The sequence below is a fragment of the Sporosarcina sp. P12(2017) genome (assembly GCF_002743035.1).
Classification (GTDB): domain Bacteria; phylum Bacillota; class Bacilli; order Bacillales_A; family Planococcaceae; genus Sporosarcina; species Sporosarcina ureae.
In genome coordinates this window covers 192,872-209,576 of sequence record NZ_PDYL01000004.1, presented here as the reverse complement: position 1 = coordinate 209,576, position 16,705 = coordinate 192,872, and the positions used below count along the sequence as shown (strand labels likewise).

General features: G+C 41.0%; 14 protein-coding genes. 8 read left to right on the top strand and 6 right to left on the bottom strand.

The window, feature by feature from the left end:
• The first annotated feature begins 109 nt into the window (after positions 1-109).
• Positions 110-994: a LysR family transcriptional regulator gene (locus tag CSV80_RS05020; protein WP_099669981.1), complete on the top strand. Its 885-nt coding sequence runs from the start codon at positions 110-112 to the stop codon at positions 992-994.
• A gap of 382 nt (positions 995-1,376) precedes the next feature.
• On the opposite strand, the gene CSV80_RS05015 is transcribed toward CSV80_RS05020, so the two are convergent.
• The 5 genes from CSV80_RS05015 to CSV80_RS04995 form a co-directional block, all read right to left on the bottom strand.
• Positions 1,377-3,434: a catalase gene (locus CSV80_RS05015; protein WP_099669980.1), complete on the bottom strand. Its 2,058-nt coding sequence runs from the start codon at positions 3,432-3,434 to the stop codon at positions 1,377-1,379.
• A gap of 70 nt (positions 3,435-3,504) precedes the next feature.
• On the bottom strand, positions 3,505-5,181 hold the full coding sequence (locus tag CSV80_RS05010) for an ABC1 kinase family protein (protein ID WP_233201525.1): 1,677 nt from the start codon (positions 5,179-5,181) through the stop codon (positions 3,505-3,507).
• Positions 5,182-5,283: 102 nt separating this feature from the next.
• On the bottom strand, positions 5,284-5,853 hold the full coding sequence (locus CSV80_RS05005; protein ID WP_099669979.1) for a manganese catalase family protein: 570 nt from the start codon (positions 5,851-5,853) through the stop codon (positions 5,284-5,286).
• A gap of 36 nt (positions 5,854-5,889) precedes the next feature.
• Positions 5,890-6,153, bottom strand: coding sequence for a spore coat protein CotJB (locus CSV80_RS05000; protein ID WP_099669978.1), 264 nt, complete (start codon positions 6,151-6,153; stop codon positions 5,890-5,892).
• Positions 6,153-6,368 (bottom strand): spore coat associated protein CotJA, encoded by a 216-nt coding sequence (locus CSV80_RS04995; protein WP_099669977.1) that lies wholly within the window; start codon positions 6,366-6,368, stop codon positions 6,153-6,155. Before CSV80_RS04995 ends, CSV80_RS05000 begins: the two co-directional genes overlap by 1 nt.
• Before the next feature lie 250 nt (positions 6,369-6,618).
• Here CSV80_RS04995 and CSV80_RS04990 point away from each other — a divergent pair, with 250 nt between their 5' ends.
• The 7 genes from CSV80_RS04990 to CSV80_RS04960 all read left to right on the top strand — a co-directional run bounded on the left by CSV80_RS04990 (position 6,619) and on the right by CSV80_RS04960 (position 15,249).
• Positions 6,619-7,866 carry an EAL and HDOD domain-containing protein gene (locus CSV80_RS04990; protein ID WP_099669976.1) on the top strand — a complete coding sequence of 416 codons (1,248 nt, stop codon included), beginning with the start codon at positions 6,619-6,621 and terminating at the stop codon, positions 7,864-7,866.
• 185 nt (positions 7,867-8,051) lie between these two features.
• Positions 8,052-9,737, top strand: a complete 1,686-nt coding sequence (locus CSV80_RS04985; RefSeq protein ID WP_099669975.1) for a BCCT family transporter — start codon at positions 8,052-8,054, stop codon at positions 9,735-9,737.
• A 64-nt stretch (positions 9,738-9,801) separates the two neighbouring features.
• Positions 9,802-10,578: an ABC transporter ATP-binding protein gene (locus CSV80_RS04980; RefSeq protein WP_099669974.1), complete on the top strand. Its 777-nt coding sequence runs from the start codon at positions 9,802-9,804 to the stop codon at positions 10,576-10,578.
• Positions 10,579-10,701: 123 nt separating this feature from the next.
• On the top strand, positions 10,702-12,147 hold the full coding sequence (locus CSV80_RS04975) for a phospholipase D family protein (protein ID WP_233201528.1): 1,446 nt from the start codon (positions 10,702-10,704) through the stop codon (positions 12,145-12,147).
• A gap of 112 nt (positions 12,148-12,259) precedes the next feature.
• Positions 12,260-12,877: an NAD(P)-dependent oxidoreductase gene (locus tag CSV80_RS04970; protein WP_099669972.1), complete on the top strand. Its 618-nt coding sequence runs from the start codon at positions 12,260-12,262 to the stop codon at positions 12,875-12,877.
• Positions 12,878-13,016: 139 nt separating this feature from the next.
• Positions 13,017-14,588, top strand: a complete 1,572-nt coding sequence (locus CSV80_RS04965; RefSeq protein WP_099670001.1) for a sensor domain-containing diguanylate cyclase — start codon at positions 13,017-13,019, stop codon at positions 14,586-14,588.
• Positions 14,569-15,249, top strand: a complete 681-nt coding sequence (locus CSV80_RS04960) for an SAM-dependent methyltransferase (protein ID WP_233208466.1) — start codon at positions 14,569-14,571, stop codon at positions 15,247-15,249. Before CSV80_RS04965 ends, CSV80_RS04960 begins: the two co-directional genes overlap by 20 nt.
• Before the next feature lie 27 nt (positions 15,250-15,276).
• Here the strand turns inward: CSV80_RS04960 and CSV80_RS04955 are convergent, their stop codons facing one another.
• On the bottom strand, positions 15,277-16,578 hold the full coding sequence (locus CSV80_RS04955) for a uracil/xanthine transporter (RefSeq protein ID WP_233201523.1): 1,302 nt from the start codon (positions 16,576-16,578) through the stop codon (positions 15,277-15,279).
• Between the last annotated feature and the right edge of the window lie 127 nt (positions 16,579-16,705).

Below are 16,705 nucleotides of genomic sequence, written 5' to 3'. Positions count from 1 at the left end.
AATCGCTCCTTAGTGAAACTCAATTTGATCACTCTTCTTTGTATTATAACGTTCATTTATGGTATAAGTAAAATTAATATACTTAATAGGGGATATAAGGAGTGGTTATATGTCAATCAACTTAGAGTGGTATAAAGTCTTCCAAACTGTTGTTCATAATAAAAGTTTCTCAAAAGCCGCTCGAAGTTTATTTATGACACAACCTGCCGTTAGTCAAATAATATCGCAATTGGAAGGAGCATTGGACACACGTCTGTTTAATCGTACATCCAAAGGGGTGACATTGACCGATGAAGGCTCCTTGCTATACGAGTATGCCAATTCGGCACTGAATTTAATCGAGGCAGGCAATGAAAAGTTACAGGAGTTGAAGAATCTATCATCAGGTGAATTGAAAATAGGTGTAGGGGATACGATTTCCCGTTATTATCTGCTACCTTATCTGGAAGCTTTCCATACAAGTTTTCCGGGCATTCGATTCAAAATTACAAATGGCACAACTTTAGAGCTAATCGCTGCGCTGAAATCAGGCGAAGTGGATATTGCCATTTGTAACTTTCCAATTGAAGATGATTCGTTGGAGAAGCATGCGTGTTTCGACGTACAAGACACGTTCGTATACGGAGAACGATTTCGAAAACTTTTCTTGAAACCCGTGCCTCTGCAGGAGCTTGCAAGATTACCGTTAATTTTATTGGAGTCGAAATCCAATTCACGTCAGTATGTAGAAGACTTTCTATTGAAGGAAGGTGTAAAGATTTACCCTGAATTTGAACTAGGTTCTCATGAGTTGTTGTTGGAATTTGCCCAAATCAATTTGGGCATTGCATGTGTGGTCAAGGAGTTTTCGGAAGAGTACTTGGAACGTGGCATGCTGCAGGAAGTAGAGTTTTTAAAACCGATACCTAAGCGCAGCATCGGTGTGTGCTATTTAAAAGGAGTGTCGCTATCACCAGCGGCTTCGAAGTTTATAGGGATATTGGAGAAGAATTAGATAAACCGGCAGCGATGTTGGGGTGCATATTCCCATCGAAAAAATGTGCTCCAAACGCTTTGCTTATGCCTAAATCCCAACAGAGCAACTGGGGGATAATTAGTGTTGTACATTAAAGTTAGAGTATTATTCAATTTTGACTTAAATTTATAGTTTAACCTAAATAGGTTTAAAGGCAACAATAGTTCATACATTATCGTCAGTAAGTGATCTGAGTTCTACCACTATAAAGGCAGGGATTGAAGCAGAAGCTGGAGCTTCAATTCGCTCGTACTCATTAATTCACTCTCCATTCTTTCAAGTTTATGAACCTTAAACTTAAAACTACCCATAAAAAAGGCTGACGCAAGAAGTGGATCTTCTTGCGTCAGCCTTGGTTTGATTATGCGTAAATATTACGATCCCAGAAGCGGTGGTGTGCAACAGCCTCTACCCATTGCTCGCCTTCGCCTGAAACCTTCAAATCCATCAAAATGCCAGGACCTGGTTTTACTTTGGTCTTTTCCATCAACCCTTCAGCTGCTGGAGCAGAGCCGATCGGTTTGAAATGCATATACGCTTCATTGACGAAATCAGCAACATCGGCATTGAACTTCTGTTGTTGCTTCGCTTGTCCACCTACAACATACAACGCATCGTATAGGACGGAGTGAACTGTCAATAATGTTTCGTCTACATCTACTGTAGCCCCATTCTTACCCGTCAGCTTGCCGAACTTCTCGCTCACAATATTAACCGTCATACCTGCATCTAATGAAGCCTTCAAGAATGGCTCAAGCGCTTCATCGTCAAACTGGTCCGCGATCAACACGGCTACTGTACGCGTATCGGGCGCTTTTGCCGTGTTCTCCTGACTGAGGGCGGGGGATGACTTAGATTCGCTAGACTGTGTGACTTCTGTTGGTGGCTCGACACCGACTGCGTCAGCAACTTGAGTCGCCATATTCATATCGACATTAGCAAACATATCCACTGCTTGTTTCCTTACATTCATATCATTCACTTTTCCAATTTCAAAGCTAAACGCTGCAATAATGTGCTCTTTCTCTGCGTCAGACATACTGTTCCAGAATAGACGGGCCTGTGAGAAGTGGTCTTTGAACGAATCACTTCGGGCTTGTACTTTGCGGCCTTCTACCTTCTCTTGGTAATGTACGTAGCCGCCATCTTCCTCGGAAGCCGTGTCCGGTTTATTGTTGGATAATGAATTGTTATGATAATGAGTTTGTCCGACGTTGATGGTTTGTCTGCCGTATCCGTCACGTTGGTTATTGTGGAACGGACAGACCGGTCGGTTAATAGGCAACTCATGGAAGTTAGGTCCGCCCAGACGGATTAATTGTGTATCTGTGTAGGAGAACAATCTTCCTTGCAATAGTGGATCATTCGAGAAATCAATTCCGGGTACCACGCTGCCTGGGTGGAATGCAACTTGCTCCATTTCAGCAAATACATTGTCTACGTTGCGATTTAAAGTCATTTTTCCAATGATTTTTACCGGAATATCTTCTTCAGGCCATAGCTTAGTAGGATCTAGAATATCAAAATCAAATTTAAATTCATCTTTTTCCTCTAATAATTGTACGCCAAGTTCAAATTCTACGAAGTTTCCGTTTTCAATTGATTCCCATAAATCACGACGATGGAAGTCAGGATCTTTTCCGTTAATCTTCTGCGCTTCATCCCACACTAGGGAGTGGGCACCGAGCTTTGGTTTCCAATGAAATTTCACAAAGTGCGCTTCACCCTGATCGTTTACAAAGCGATACGTGTGTACACCGAAGCCTTCCATCATGCGGAAACTCCGTGGAATAGCGCGGTCGGACATTTGCCACATGACCATATGAGCAGATTCTTGATTGTTCGCAACAAAATCCCAGAATGTATCATGTGCAGATGCGGCCTGTGGCATTTCATTGTGTGGTTCAGGTTTCACAGCATGTATTAGGTCAGGAAATTTAATAGCATCTTGAATAAAGAATACCGGTATATTATTTCCTACTAGATCATAGTTACCTTCTTGTGTATAAAACTTCACGGCAAAACCTCGTGCATCACGTACGGTTTCAGCAGAACCTTTACTACCTGCTACACTAGAGAATCTGGTGAATACAGGAGTTTTGGTGCCTGGCTCCTGTAAAAATCCTGCTTTTGTATATTTCTTCATGGACTCATACACTTCGAATTCACCGTGCGCTGCAAAGCCCCGTGCGTGAACTACCCGCTCTGGAATTCGTTCGTGGTCAAAGTGCGTCATTTTCTCTCGGAAATGGAAATCCTCCATTAGCGTTGGACCGCGTGTTCCTGCTTTTAGTGAATGTTCGTCTTCTGAAATCTTCAATCCTTGATTTGTTGTCATAGAATGTTCGTAGTCACGCGCGCGGAATGTCTCCAATTGTTTATTTTTGCTCTCTTCGTTTACTTGATGATCTTTCTTCACATAAAATCCTCCCATCGAAAATAGTAGTCTGCTTTTCTTATTCCCCAATTGTGTAGGGATAAACAGAACATTATATTCGTCCGGAACGTAAGATGGAAAATAGCAGGTAAATAAACATTAGAGTTGCGATGACCGCACCGACTTCAATGAGCGGCAACTTTAAGAAGAGCGCGGTTTGTCCGGCAATGGCAGAACCGATAATTAGGCCGACCATTAGAATACTGAATGCCAACAACACGATACTTAAAGAAAGGCGGTTAGCGATTTTATCAAGTCGGCGGAAAATAATGTTTGTTTGCTTCAAGCCGACGTCTAATTCCACTTTCCCTTTTTGTATGGTTTTGATGGCTTTTTTCATATCGTTAGGTAATTCGGACAGAATTTCGGCATTCTTAACAAAAGTATGCCAACCATTCTCCAGTAAGTAGCGTGGATCGAATTGTTTGAACACCATCTTTTTACCATACGGTTCAATGGCTTTCATAATACTGAATGAAGGATCCAATTTTCCGAGTACACCTTCAAGTGTCAGAATCACCTTTACAAGAATAGCAATTTCATTCGGTAAACGTATGCGGTGGCGATAAGCGATTGAGAAAATTTCCATAAATACATCGCCTAATCTTAAATCTGTAAGGGGTGTCTCATAATATTTTCGTTGAATAATCTGTAAATCACGATATAGAGCATCCGTTTTAGTATGCTCATGTAAAATATTCATAGCTTCAAATACATCGATTAATCGAGCAATATTTCCTTTTTGCAAGGCAACGAGCAATGAAATGAAATGATACGTCATTTCCTTACTCAGTTGACCGACCATACCGAAATCCAAATAATGAATAACGTTTCCAGGTGCAATGAAGATGTTACCAGGATGAGGATCACCGTGGAAAAAACCGTTTTCCATTACTTGAGACAGCATGGAATCTGCAATTCTTTCTGCAATCAACTTGCGGTCATATCCTTCGCGGTCCAGTTGTCCGATATTGCTCACTTTAATACCGGTGACCAGTCCTGTCGTTAGCACAACACGTGTAGTGTATTCATCGTAAACAACCGGAGCTTGGATGGTAGGGTTTTTCGCAAATTGATGCGAGATTCGTTCTGCGTTACGGCCTTCTAGTTGATAGTCCAATTCTTCACGTAGAGAATGAGAGAACTCATAGATTAAATCTTTTATATGATACGCTTTCGCCCAGTCCATATTCTTCTCGAGAAATCCGGCCAAGTCGTGCAAGATAGCGAGGTCAGTATTCACTTGTTGTTGGATATTAGGGCGCTGGATTTTTACCGCTACGTGTTCACCGTTAGGCAACCGAGCTGTATGCACTTGACCTATAGAAGCTGATGCGAGTGGTTTTTCATTGAATTCTAAAAAGAGTTCTTCAATCGTTCCCCCTAATTGATGCTCGATTATTTCCCTGACTACTTCAAATGGGAAAGACTCCACATGGTCTTGTAGTTTTTCAAGCTCTGAAGCGATTTCCTCTGGGACTAAATCGCGCCGGCCACTGGCAATTTGTCCAAGCTTAACGAAAGTTGGTCCGAGTTGTTCTAATGCAGTTCGTAATTTTTTACCGACATGATATAAATTCAAATCGATTTGTTCATCCGCAGAAGTAAACTTTCGATCCGTCAGTCCAAGACGAAATAAGACATGACTGAATCCATTTCTTAAAAAGACATTTATGATTTCCTGTGAACGTTGTGCATTTTTCATTCTTCGTTTTAACAAAAAGAACACCTCCGTATATCTCCTTTCTACAAAAGATACCATTGAATCCTTGTGATTAAACACTAAAAAGGTCTCCTTCTCTTTGTTGAAAAGAGAAAAGGAGACCCATTGTTAGAAGATTTTTTTCCTGTCGCGTTCTTCCTTCAAGACTTCGACCGCTTCACGAAAACGCAGTGAATGGACGTTTTCTCTTTCTCTTAGAAATTTAAGAGAATCATTAATCCATGCATCGTCTGAGATATCGATGATCCATTGATACGTAGCGCGTGCTTTTTCTTCCGCTGCTATATCTTCGTACAAATCAGCAATCGGATCTCCCTTTGCTTGTAAGTACGTAGTCGTAAAGGGTACACCACCCGCATTTTCATAAAACAACGCATGGCCGTGATTGACGTAATGTGCACCAAGTCCGGCTTCTTCAAGTTGTTCAGGGGTCGCATCTTTCGTTAATTTGTAAATCATGGTAGCAAGCATTTCTAAATGAGAAAACTCTTCGGTCGCAATATCATTCAGTACACCGATGACTTTATCAGGAACGGTGTAACGCTGATTCATATAGCGTAATGCAGCAGCCAGCTCGCCATCTGCACCGCCATATTGCTCCGCAATGTACCTCGCAAGTTTTGGGTTACACTCTTTGACCTCTACCGGATACAATAATTTTTTCTCATAGACCCACATCAATATTCCCTCCAGTAAACTAGTATATAGTTGAGACTACATTTGCCATGGCCAAGGTGCTTGGTTCCAGCGCCAACCCGTATCAATGGCTTGTTCAGACGGTATGGAATGTAAGGAAAGCGGTCCGAAACGCTTTTCGTACATTTTCCTTAGTCTGGCTGCTTCTTTTATAGCAAGTCGCCATTGCGTAAGTGCTTCCTGGTCATTAGGATGCGTGTTGGTGTAGAGTGTCAGTTCGACTACCACAAAATCAGCCTGCTGCACATTCTTCAACATGTCTCTTCGTTCCGTTGCATCCATCAGGAGATCCCCTCCCTTTTTGAATAGCCGTCGACTAGTGCCGGCCACAGCGACCCGTGTTGTAAAGCTTCAGCAGGTGAAAATTGTGGAAGTGACGCGGGCTGGAAATTCATAAAAAGCTGAGGCGGCAAGGAAAACGTTTTGACTTTGATAGGTGGACACGGATCCCACGGAGAAATATATGGTTCATAACTTCCTCTGAACGTATAATCCATTCGTTATCAACTCCTCTACGCAAGATATGTAAATTTCTCATGCTATATGACCGAACCCAATCTTTCTCCATAGCGAATAAATTAATTTCGCTATTATAGGTCCCTTGGAATAGAATAGTTATATCTAATGAATATATTTATTAATAACTTGTATTCTAGTACAATAGAAGGAGTACGTGGCTTCAGTAGTTTCGTAGGAAGAATACATACAATGAAGGAGACGTTCAAATGAAACGTGGAGATGGCATAAATGGATGATTACTCCATATTTATCGGAAGGCAGCCGATCCTGAGCCGCTCAGGTGAGATTTATGCATATGAACTACTATACCGAAATAGCGAAGAGAACTGTTTTCCTGATATAAATCCTGAACAGGCTACCATCGGTCTATTGGTCAATACTTTTCTCACCGTTGGAATCGACCAGGTAACAAGTGGTGTACGTTCATTTATAAACTTTTCAGGTGAACTGCTAGCGCAAGACGTATTTATGAGTCTGAATCCTGATCAAGTAGTGATCGAGATTTTGGAGGATGTGGAAATAACACCTGCTCTTTTGCGTCGGCTGCGAATGTTTAAGGAAGCGGGATTTACGCTAGCGTTAGATGATTTTATTTTACAAGATCAATACATAACCTATTCTCAGTTATTTGAGCTGGTGGATATTATTAAAGTGGATTTCATTCAAACAAGCATAACGGAGAAACATCGCATCAACACATTTTTGAAAAGATATCCAACGATTATTTTATTGGCGGAAAAGGTGGAGACAGAGGCAGATTACCAGCTCGCATTAAAGAGTGGCTATGATTTGTTTCAAGGCTATTTTTTTGCGAAACCTGACATTATTCAAAGTGCTGAAATTCCATCTAATACATTAATTCATCTACAGATTATTGATTATTTCCAACAGGAATCCCAGTCTATCGATCAACTATCCAATCTAATTATGCAGGATGTATCGATATCCTATAAATTGTTACGCTTTATCAACTCATTAGCCTTTGACATACCGCGTCAAATTAGCTCTATCAAGCAAGCGATTATGATGATCGGGCTAAATGAAACGAAGAAGTGGCTACAAGTTCTAATGTTGCATGAATTAGGTCAAGATCTACAAGATGGTCGTGTGAAAGCGCTTATTGAATTATCACTTCGTCGTGCACGAGCATGTGAGCTGTTAGCGAAGTATAAAAGAAAACCAAATAAGGACGAGTACTTTCTCACAGGTATGTTTTCGTTGATTGATGCAGTGATGCAGCGGAAATGGGAAGATATTTTGCCATTACTTTCTTTGTCTGATGTCATTATGGATACATTAAGTGGAAAGCAAACTGAAATGAGTCCATACATGGAACTCATAGAATCGGTAGAGCGTTTTGAATGGGAAACAGTAGAGAGGCTTTCACGTGAACTGGCAATTCCTAAAAAAGAGTTAAGCGATATTTTTCTACAAGCCTTACGCTGGTCTCAGGGAATAGAGGATGAAACGAACTGAATATATACTGAAAAAGACATTTGCACTTGAAGATGTCTTTTTTGATGTGTAATATTGACAGTTATAATCTATTTGGTAACTTCTTATTCTGTAATTGATATGGGCAGAAGTACGTTATATTTCTTGTAATTGGGGTAAGGAGTGTAGTAAGAGAGTTACCAAATGAACACTAGGAGTCGATAGGTTTGGATAAAAAGTTCTGGAAAAATCCCGTGTTCTCTATTTCTGCCGTATTTATTTTTGTGCTCGTCGTACTAGGAGCGACCATACCTGTACCGTTTGGCGTGGTTTCTGAAAGGCTCTATCATTTTACGACAGATAATTTTGGGTGGTTTTATTTACTAGCCGTATTTATTGTCATTATATTTTTAGTAGGATTGGCAATAAGTAAATTCGGAGCCATTCGTTTGGGTGGAGATACAGAACGTCCGGAATATCCGTTTTTTACGTGGATTGGTATGCTCTTTTCTGCCGGTTTCGGTGTAGGATTGGTGTTCTGGGGTGTGGCGGAGCCAATGAGTCACTACTTTAAGTCACCTATTGCTGGTGCTGAAGCCCAGACAGAAGAGGCGGCACGTGTGGCAATGGGGTATTCATTCTTCCACTGGGGTATTTCTCAATGGGCAATATTTGGCATAGTAGGGCTAGTTATTGGGTTTCTTCAGTTCCGGAAGAAGAAGGATGGTTTGATTTCAACGGCGCTCGAGCCGTTGATTGGAAGTAATCGATACGTTAAGACCGGAATCGATTCATTTGCAGTCATAGCAACTGTCATGGGAATTGCTACTTCGTTAGGTATGGGTGTCTTACAGATGAGTGGTGGTATGGAGTATGTCTTTAATATTAAGAGTACGTTTACGATTCAACTGCTGATCATTGCTGTTGTGTTCGTTGCCTACATGACATCTGCTTCAACAGGCTTGAGTAAAGGTATTGCCTATCTAGGTAATTTTAACTTGGGTATGGCAATTGCATTATTGCTATTTTTCTTTATAGTAGGACCAAAAGTATTTATATTGGAAACCTTTACGCTGGCGATTGGAGATTATATTAATAACTTCATTACGTACAGTTTGCGTCTACAACCTTATCAAGGTGGCACTTGGGTAAAGGATTGGACCATTTTCTACTGGGCTTGGACTATCGCTTGGTCACCTTTCGTCGGTGCATTCGTGGCACGTGTATCGAAAGGACGAACAATCCGAGAATTCATCATGGGTGTCATGGTCATCCCGCCAGCATTTTCTTGTATGTGGATTGCGACGCTCGGTGGAACGGCACTATACAGCGACTTGCGTAATGGTACACAAATCGCACAAGAAGTAGACAAGGATGTGACGTCTGCTATTTTTGCAACGCTTCAACATTTGCCGATGACAGGGATCGTATCGTTCCTGGCTATTGTGCTGATCTTTACATTCTTGATCACGTCTGCTGACTCCGCAACGTATATTCTAGCGAGTATGACAACACGAGGTAGTTTATTCCCTCCATTAATTGTGAAATTCGTCTGGGGATTCCTAATGACTGCAATCGCGGCTGTATTATTATATGCAGGTGGATTAGAAGCTTTGCAATCAGCATCACTCGTATCTGCCCTGCCGTTTACCTTACTACTTCTATTACTGATCTTCTCGTTGGCCAAACTATTAGCCAGAGAACCGATTACAGTCAGACCGACAGATATTCGCCAATTTGAACATGTGGAAGGCGAAGTCAAAAAGAGACGTAAACGGAAAGAAAGTGAAAGAGAGAAGAGAGCACGCAGAGAAGCAGAAAAGGCTAGGAAAATAAAAGAGAAAAACGATAGAAAGTATCAAGAGCTTGAAAAGAAAAAGTATCGAGAAGTGGAGAAAGAAAAGAACGAATAGAAGAAAAGACCGGTTCGTAGCATTTAGCGCGAATCGGTCTTTTATCATAGAGAGGAGAATGTATGTGGCCATTGTAAAAGTTGAAGACATTCAGTTTACAAGAGACGATAATCAAATTCTGCAAGATATAACTTGGGGTATTGAGAAAGGGCAGCAGTGGGGTATGCTTGGATTGAATGGTTCCGGTAAGACTTCGTTATTATCTATTATTTCTACATATGAAATTCCTTCTAGTGGTGAAGTGGAGGTACTTGGCAAACGGTTTGGGAGCGCATACTTACCTGAATTACGTAAGAAAATCGGTTTTGTCAGTAGTTCTCTAGAGAAGTTCTCGGACTATTTCTGGAATGAATCGATTGAGCGGATCATCATTAGTGGTAAATTTGCGAGCTTTGGTATTTACGATGAAATTATAGCTGAAGACTGGATACGTGCCGATTATTTAGTGAAGGAATTTCGTTTGGAAGACGTCAAAGGCAAGAAATTCAGATTACTCTCTGAAGGAGAAAAACGTCGTGTATTGATTGCACGAGCATTGATGGGTAATCCAGATTTATTGATTTTGGATGAGCCGTGTTCTGGGTTGGATATTTTGGCAAGAGAACAGTTTCTTGAAGCGCTTAAAATTGCTACGGAAAATAATGTGCACCTCGTTTATGTCACACATCATATAGAAGAACTCGTTCCCGAAATCACTCACGTACTATTATTAAAAGAAGGAAAAATTGTAGCGAGTGGTCCTAAAACAGAAGTCTTGACGGACGAACTGCTATCTGAAACGTATCAAGTACCTGTAACTATTGAGTGGCATGCAGAACGACCTTATCTTTCAATGAAATAATGCAGATCCATACAGTTTATTGCTAGATAGAGAGGGAATAGTAAAAAAAACATAATATCGCCATACGATGTGTGCAGGAAGGAGTATATCAAATGAACTAGGGAAAGGGGGAAAGAGCTTTTGGTGAATCATAAACGTAAAATGACTAAAAAGCGCATAGCCTCCTACCTACTGCTTTTTGTTGCATTGCTTTACGCGGGTGTCATGCTTTGGCAAACGTATAAGCCATTGCCACCCGGTATTTCATATAAAGGAGAACTTCATCAAGTAGAAGACGTAGAGTTCATTTATGATTTAACGTACTCTAAGACGAAGTCAAAAGATCACTACAAATCAGAACTTCGTATATTCAATGAGGTTTTTCGAATGATTGAAGAAGCGCAAGAGTTTGTCGTGCTCGACTTCTTCTTAATGGATGATTACTATGATGAAAAAGAAGACTTTCCTCAAATTGCGGATCAACTTACAGAAGTACTTGTGAAGAAGAGGAAAGAGTCTCCTGACATGCCGATCGTATACATAACGGATCCAGTGAATACAGGATATGAATCCTATGAGTCGGAATGGTTTAAAGCATTGGAAAAAGCAGGTGTGCAAGTAGTGTACACAGACTTGGAGCCATTGCGTGATTCAATGCCCTTATACTCTGGGTTATACCGCATCTTCCTACAGTGGTTTGATTTTAACGGGGAAAATCAATTCCCCAACTTCTTGGCTAGTGATGCGCCTGAAGTGAAGTTCTCATCTTATTTGAAATTATTGAACGTTAAAGCGAATCATCGAAAAACTCTTGTGACAGAACAAGCGGCATTAGTTACGTCTTCTAATCCTCACGCAGCTAGTGGTCGTCACGGCAATGTGGCATTCAAAGTGAAAGGCCCAATTCAGAACGATATATTGGAATCGGAAGAAGCTGTGCTTCAGTATTCATCAGACGGAACGTTACCGCGTATCGAAACGGAAGAACAAGAAGGACCCTACCAGGCCCAGTACTTAACAGAGAGCAAGGTAATGGATGCATTAGTGGGCGATATTAAAAAAGCAAAAAAAGATGATGTAATCCGTATGGGCATGTTTTATCTTTCTGAGCAGGAAGTAATCCGACCTTTAGAAGATGCAGCCAATCGTGGTGTACATGTAGAGATTATCCTAGATCCGAACGAAAACTCATTCGGTAGTAAAAAGTCAGGTTTGCCTAATCGCCCCGTCGTCCAAGAAATAAGAGAGAATACAGATGATAAAATTAAAGTGCGTTGGTACAATACCGTAATCGGTCAATATCACACCAAGCTAGTAACGGTACAGACTGCGGACGAGACGTATATTACAAACGGATCTGCCAATATAACGGAGCGTACGTTACGTGATTATAACCTGGAAGCAAATCTGCGTATTATAGCACCAACAGACAGCGAGCTGACAGATGAAATCAACGCGTATTTCGATCGGATATGGAATAATGAAGACGCGCTATACACTCTGGACGTAGAAGAATACCAAAACCACCTGACATTCTTCCAACGAGGAATTTACGCACTGCAACGCTGGGCGAAGCTTACATCATATTAAAATAAAAAAGTACCGTTTATTGTTGCCGGTGCTTCACGCATATTTAACGCAAAGCATGAATGTAAAACATGAAGAGTATCTAACGATAAATTGAACATAGGAGATGTAGTAGATGAAGATTGTAATATTTGGAGCAACAGGCCGTACAGGAAGTGAGATTGTTCGTCGTGCATTAATTGACGGTAATGAGGTAACGGCAGTCGTTCGATCGCCTGAGAAGTGCAAATCTCAAGAAAAGCTGACGATCATTGCAGGTGACGTACGGGATCCGGATGCAGTAAAAAAAGCATTATCGGGGGCGGACGCAGTCGTAAGTGCTCTTGGCACTGACAAAACAACCACACTGACAGAAGCGATGCCGGCTATTATTGAAGGAATGAAAGAACACGGAATCGAAAGAATCGTAACAATTGGAACGGCAGGCATATTAAATAGCAGAACAGAACCGTCCAAGTTACGTTATCAATCGAATGAATCCCATCGTAAGTTGACATTTGCGGCAGAGGAGCACCATAAAGTATTTACGATGTTGCAAGATTCCGGTCTAGACTGGACGATCGTGTGCCCAACCTATTTACCTGATGGAGAAGCGGTCGGCAATTATCGGACGGAAAGAGAGTACTTACCGATTGATGGCGCCAAGATTTCTACCGGTGATACTGCTGCGTTCGCGTATGATGAATTATCTAAACAAGATTATAAGGGATATAGAGTAGGAATTTCCTATTAAAAAATATTAATCAATGTGAGAACACATTTAAAATTTTGGTGTAATTCGTATTGAATGTTGAAAAAGTCTCATAAAATCTCTTTGCTCTATGATATAATAGGAGGATAGAACCACAGGGAAAAGGAGAATGGGGAAACAGATGAGATGGTCCTTGAAGAACTTAATTCAAGTCGTGGCAATACTGGCTATTGCGTTGACCTTTCTAACGAGTACTACGGTGGCATATCAAGTGCATAAACAAACATTAATACATTCCACTCTAGAAACTAACTACGCATATGTCCAAAAATTGACGTCCACTACAGATACTTATTTACGGGAAATATTAAACACATTAGAAGTTAATGCGGAAGTAGTCCTATCTCTCCTTGATGACCCTTCTTCACAAACACAAATGAATGCGTTAGCCGAGCGGATTAGAACAGAAACGAGTACATTTGATTCTGTTGCGGTCGCCTCTACAGAAGGTGTCATACTAGGTGCCTCCTCTCCGAGCCTTGAGTTGCTTGGGGGAAAGTTAACATCGATTGGAGCAATGCAAGCTATTAAGGAAAAGAGGAAAATAATCTCTCACCCTTACGTTGGAATTGAAGGAGAACCAATTATATTTATTAGTGTTCCACTTTTTGAAAACGGTGAGTATAAGGGGTTTTTGGGAGGAGCCATTTATCTCGATCAGCCTAATATATTAGAGAAGCTCCTAGGGAACCATTACTATGAAAATGGTTCGTATGTTTATGTAGTAGACTATGCAGGGAAACTAATTTATCATCAAGAAAAAGAACGTTTGAAAGAGGATGTCTCGAGCAACCCGGTGGTTCAAAAATTAATAACAGGGGAAAGCGGCCATAAACAGCTAATTAACACGGAGGGAATGCCTATGTTGGCTGGATATGCCTATGTACCCATTGCTGAATGGGGAATCGTAGTACAAAGACCACTAGATATTTCTGTTGCTCCCGCAAAAGAAATGGTGCTGGAGATGGCATTAAAGTCTCTCCCGTTACTACTTCTTTCGTTCTTCTTGGTTAGGTATCTGTCAAGAAAGATTGCTCTGCCACTTCAAAAATTGGCATATTATACGGAAAACAGTGTAGAGTCTGATCAAAAAGAAAAAATGGAAGCCATCTCTGATTGGTACTATGAAGCTAAACAATTAAAAGGAGCTATGGTACATAGTTTGGATTACTTCAAAAATGAGATGAACTATTTCATTCACCAATCAACGATCGATCCGTTGACGAAACTAACAAATCGTCGAATGATGGATAGTTACATGAAGCAATGGGTGGACGATGGAACACCATTCGCTCTAATTATTTTTGATATAGACAAGTTTAAACGTGTCAATGATCGCTATGGTCATGCAGTCGGCGATGAAGTTCTGATCTACTTGGCAGATTGGATGCAACGAACAGTTCGCAAGCAAGATATATGTTGCCGCTACGGTGGAGAAGAATTTGTCATCTTATTACCGAAATCGGATAAAGTAACTGCTTACCTGACAGCAGAACGCCTTCGTGAAAAAATGGAGGACACAGTCAGCCCTTGCGGCGAAGTCATTACAATTTCGTCTGGGGTAGCTGCTTATCCACTACACGCAAACCACCCGGCGAGACTTATCGAATTAGCCGATCAAAGTCTGTATGAAGCAAAACGTACAGGACGTAATAAGACCATCGTTGTTTCTGATGAACCTCGGCAGAAGTAATATGCCGGGGTTTTCTTTAGTAGTAGATCAACAGAAAGGAGATGGAGAAGTGCCAGAGCATTCTATGGATAAACGCTTGCACATCAAAACCCAGGGTGTTAGAGAGTGGATTCATCAGTCATCTCATTATAATCGTTATGAAGCGACACCTTACGAGATGCTAAATTATTTATTTGCCGAACATGACCTCCTAAAAGAGGGGAGCTTGATTGACTTTGGCTGCGGAAAAGGAAGAGTGCCTTTTTATGTAAATCATCTTTTTTGTCTGGACACAATAGGTATTGAAATGAATAGTGTGTTACATCAAAATGCAATGACCAACTTATTGGATTATCGACAAGCCTTTCCGAAGAGACCTGGTTCTATTTCATTTGAATGCTGTATAGCGGAGAGTTACATCATTCCTGCAGATGCTGTGACGTTCTACTTCTTTAATCCATTTTCTTTGGACATTTTTCGGTCTGTAGTTCAACGAATTCTAAAGTCAGCAGAAAACGTCCCCCGCACATTGGAAATCATTCTATATTATCCGACTGATGAATACGTTTATTTCTTGCATCGTCACCCATTATTCGAGAAAGTGGCGGAGATACCGATTGCACATTTGCAAATCCATGACAAAGCAGAGCGCTTCTTAGTCTATACGTACAAACAGCCCTGATCCTATAGATCAGGGCTGTATTTATATTCATGCAGAATAACTGAATCGCTTTCCTATCCAGAATATGAATTCCATCAAGAGTGCAGCTAAGATCCCAACTAACAACCCGCTTGATAATAGAGGTTGAACTAGCTCCGGGAGTGAAGAAAATACTGTGGCTGGCAAAGTCATAATCGATAACCCGAGAAGTGCAGGTAATGCGACTCGGTAAATAGTTTTAGGTTCGAAAGTTAATCCTTCCACATTGCGCAAGGCAGACCGGAATAACTGTAAATAGGCTACAAATAATACCGTGTTTCCGACGCTTTGAGGAATAGTGGAAAAAAACGCACTTAATGACGGTACGAGCCCAAGGATTATGAACAGTATTGAACCGATAAAGAAGGGAGCTCTGTCCTTTATTCCGCTGGACTGAAGAAAACCGATAGATGAAGCATAAGGTGCATACGGAACGAGGCCTAGCGCACCTGCACCGACATTCAATCCCCCTGTTATAAGGAACGATGTTTTATACTGACTTTTAGTAGTTTCTTTTTGATATATATCTTCCGCGCCTTTTAGAGTAGCAATTGTGTTCGTTGTATTCAATAAACCTGTAATGACGACTGTAAACACGATGCCGATTTCAAGTGTTGGCTCACCCCAAGGAAACCATTGGATAAATGGCGTGGTTTTAATTGTTTCAGTGGCTGCTTGCGGAAAAATCAGCACAGCACTAATCCATCCGACTGTCATACCGATGAGTAAGTTCAAGCTGCTGATGATTCCTTTTCCTTTCACATGAACCAAAATCGTCAGACCCGCTAGAGCGAATGAAAATATAGTCTTCGATAGACTGATGAATTCACCATCATTGAGACCAATCATTCCCTTTAAAAAGATAGTAATCAACTGATTAGCCAACAGTAGTAAAAAAACGAACATGACAGTAGGTGTAAACCACTTCTTAAGAATTTCGCCCATACCGAGCATACCGAGAGTAGCAACCAGTACACCAGAAATCATGGCGCCTATTGCAATACTGCCTCCAACTGTAGCTAAACTTAAGCCCATCGCGCTCGCAGTTCCGGCCAAGCTGAGTACAACACCCCACCACAAACCTGACTGACCTTCCATTAATGCCAATCGGTGTCCAAGTGCTCCTTGAAGTAAACAAGCGATTCCCGTAAAGATAAATGAGCGTTGTATGGCTGAAACGATTTCAATCTGCTCAAGCTCAAAAGCAGTACCGACCGAAATAGGGATGACAACTGTATTAGCGAACATAAAGAATAGCCATTGAAATCCGGCTAACGCTGTAATTGAATACCGCATTTGTGTAGTGCCCATTCACATCTCTCCCTGTAAATAGTTATCTATGTATGTCTAAAAAATTGAAATATAAAGAAAACTATAGCACAAAATTAATAGGAAGAATAATGTTTCTAGTATTAACTCGATGAAAAAGTAATTCATT

Excerpts from the sequence above, each read along its gene's own strand:
- CSV80_RS04995 (WP_099669977.1), bottom strand. The coding sequence starts at position 6,368 with ATGGATTATACGTTCAGAGGAAGTTATGAACCATATATTTCTCCGTGG.
- CSV80_RS05020 (WP_099669981.1), top strand. The coding sequence starts at position 110 with ATGTCAATCAACTTAGAGTGGTATAAAGTCTTCCAAACTGTTGTTCAT.
- CSV80_RS04955 (WP_233201523.1), bottom strand. The coding sequence starts at position 16,578 with ATGGGCACTACACAAATGCGGTATTCAATTACAGCGTTAGCCGGATTT.
- CSV80_RS04960 (WP_233208466.1), top strand. The coding sequence starts at position 14,569 with ATGAACCTCGGCAGAAGTAATATGCCGGGGTTTTCTTTAGTAGTAGAT.
- CSV80_RS04965 (WP_099670001.1), top strand. The coding sequence starts at position 13,017 with ATGAGATGGTCCTTGAAGAACTTAATTCAAGTCGTGGCAATACTGGCT.
- CSV80_RS05005 (WP_099669979.1), bottom strand. The coding sequence starts at position 5,853 with ATGTGGGTCTATGAGAAAAAATTATTGTATCCGGTAGAGGTCAAAGAG.
- CSV80_RS04990 (WP_099669976.1), top strand. The coding sequence starts at position 6,619 with ATGGATGATTACTCCATATTTATCGGAAGGCAGCCGATCCTGAGCCGC.
- CSV80_RS05000 (WP_099669978.1), bottom strand. The coding sequence starts at position 6,153 with ATGGATGCAACGGAACGAAGAGACATGTTGAAGAATGTGCAGCAGGCT.
- CSV80_RS04970 (WP_099669972.1), top strand. The coding sequence starts at position 12,260 with ATGAAGATTGTAATATTTGGAGCAACAGGCCGTACAGGAAGTGAGATT.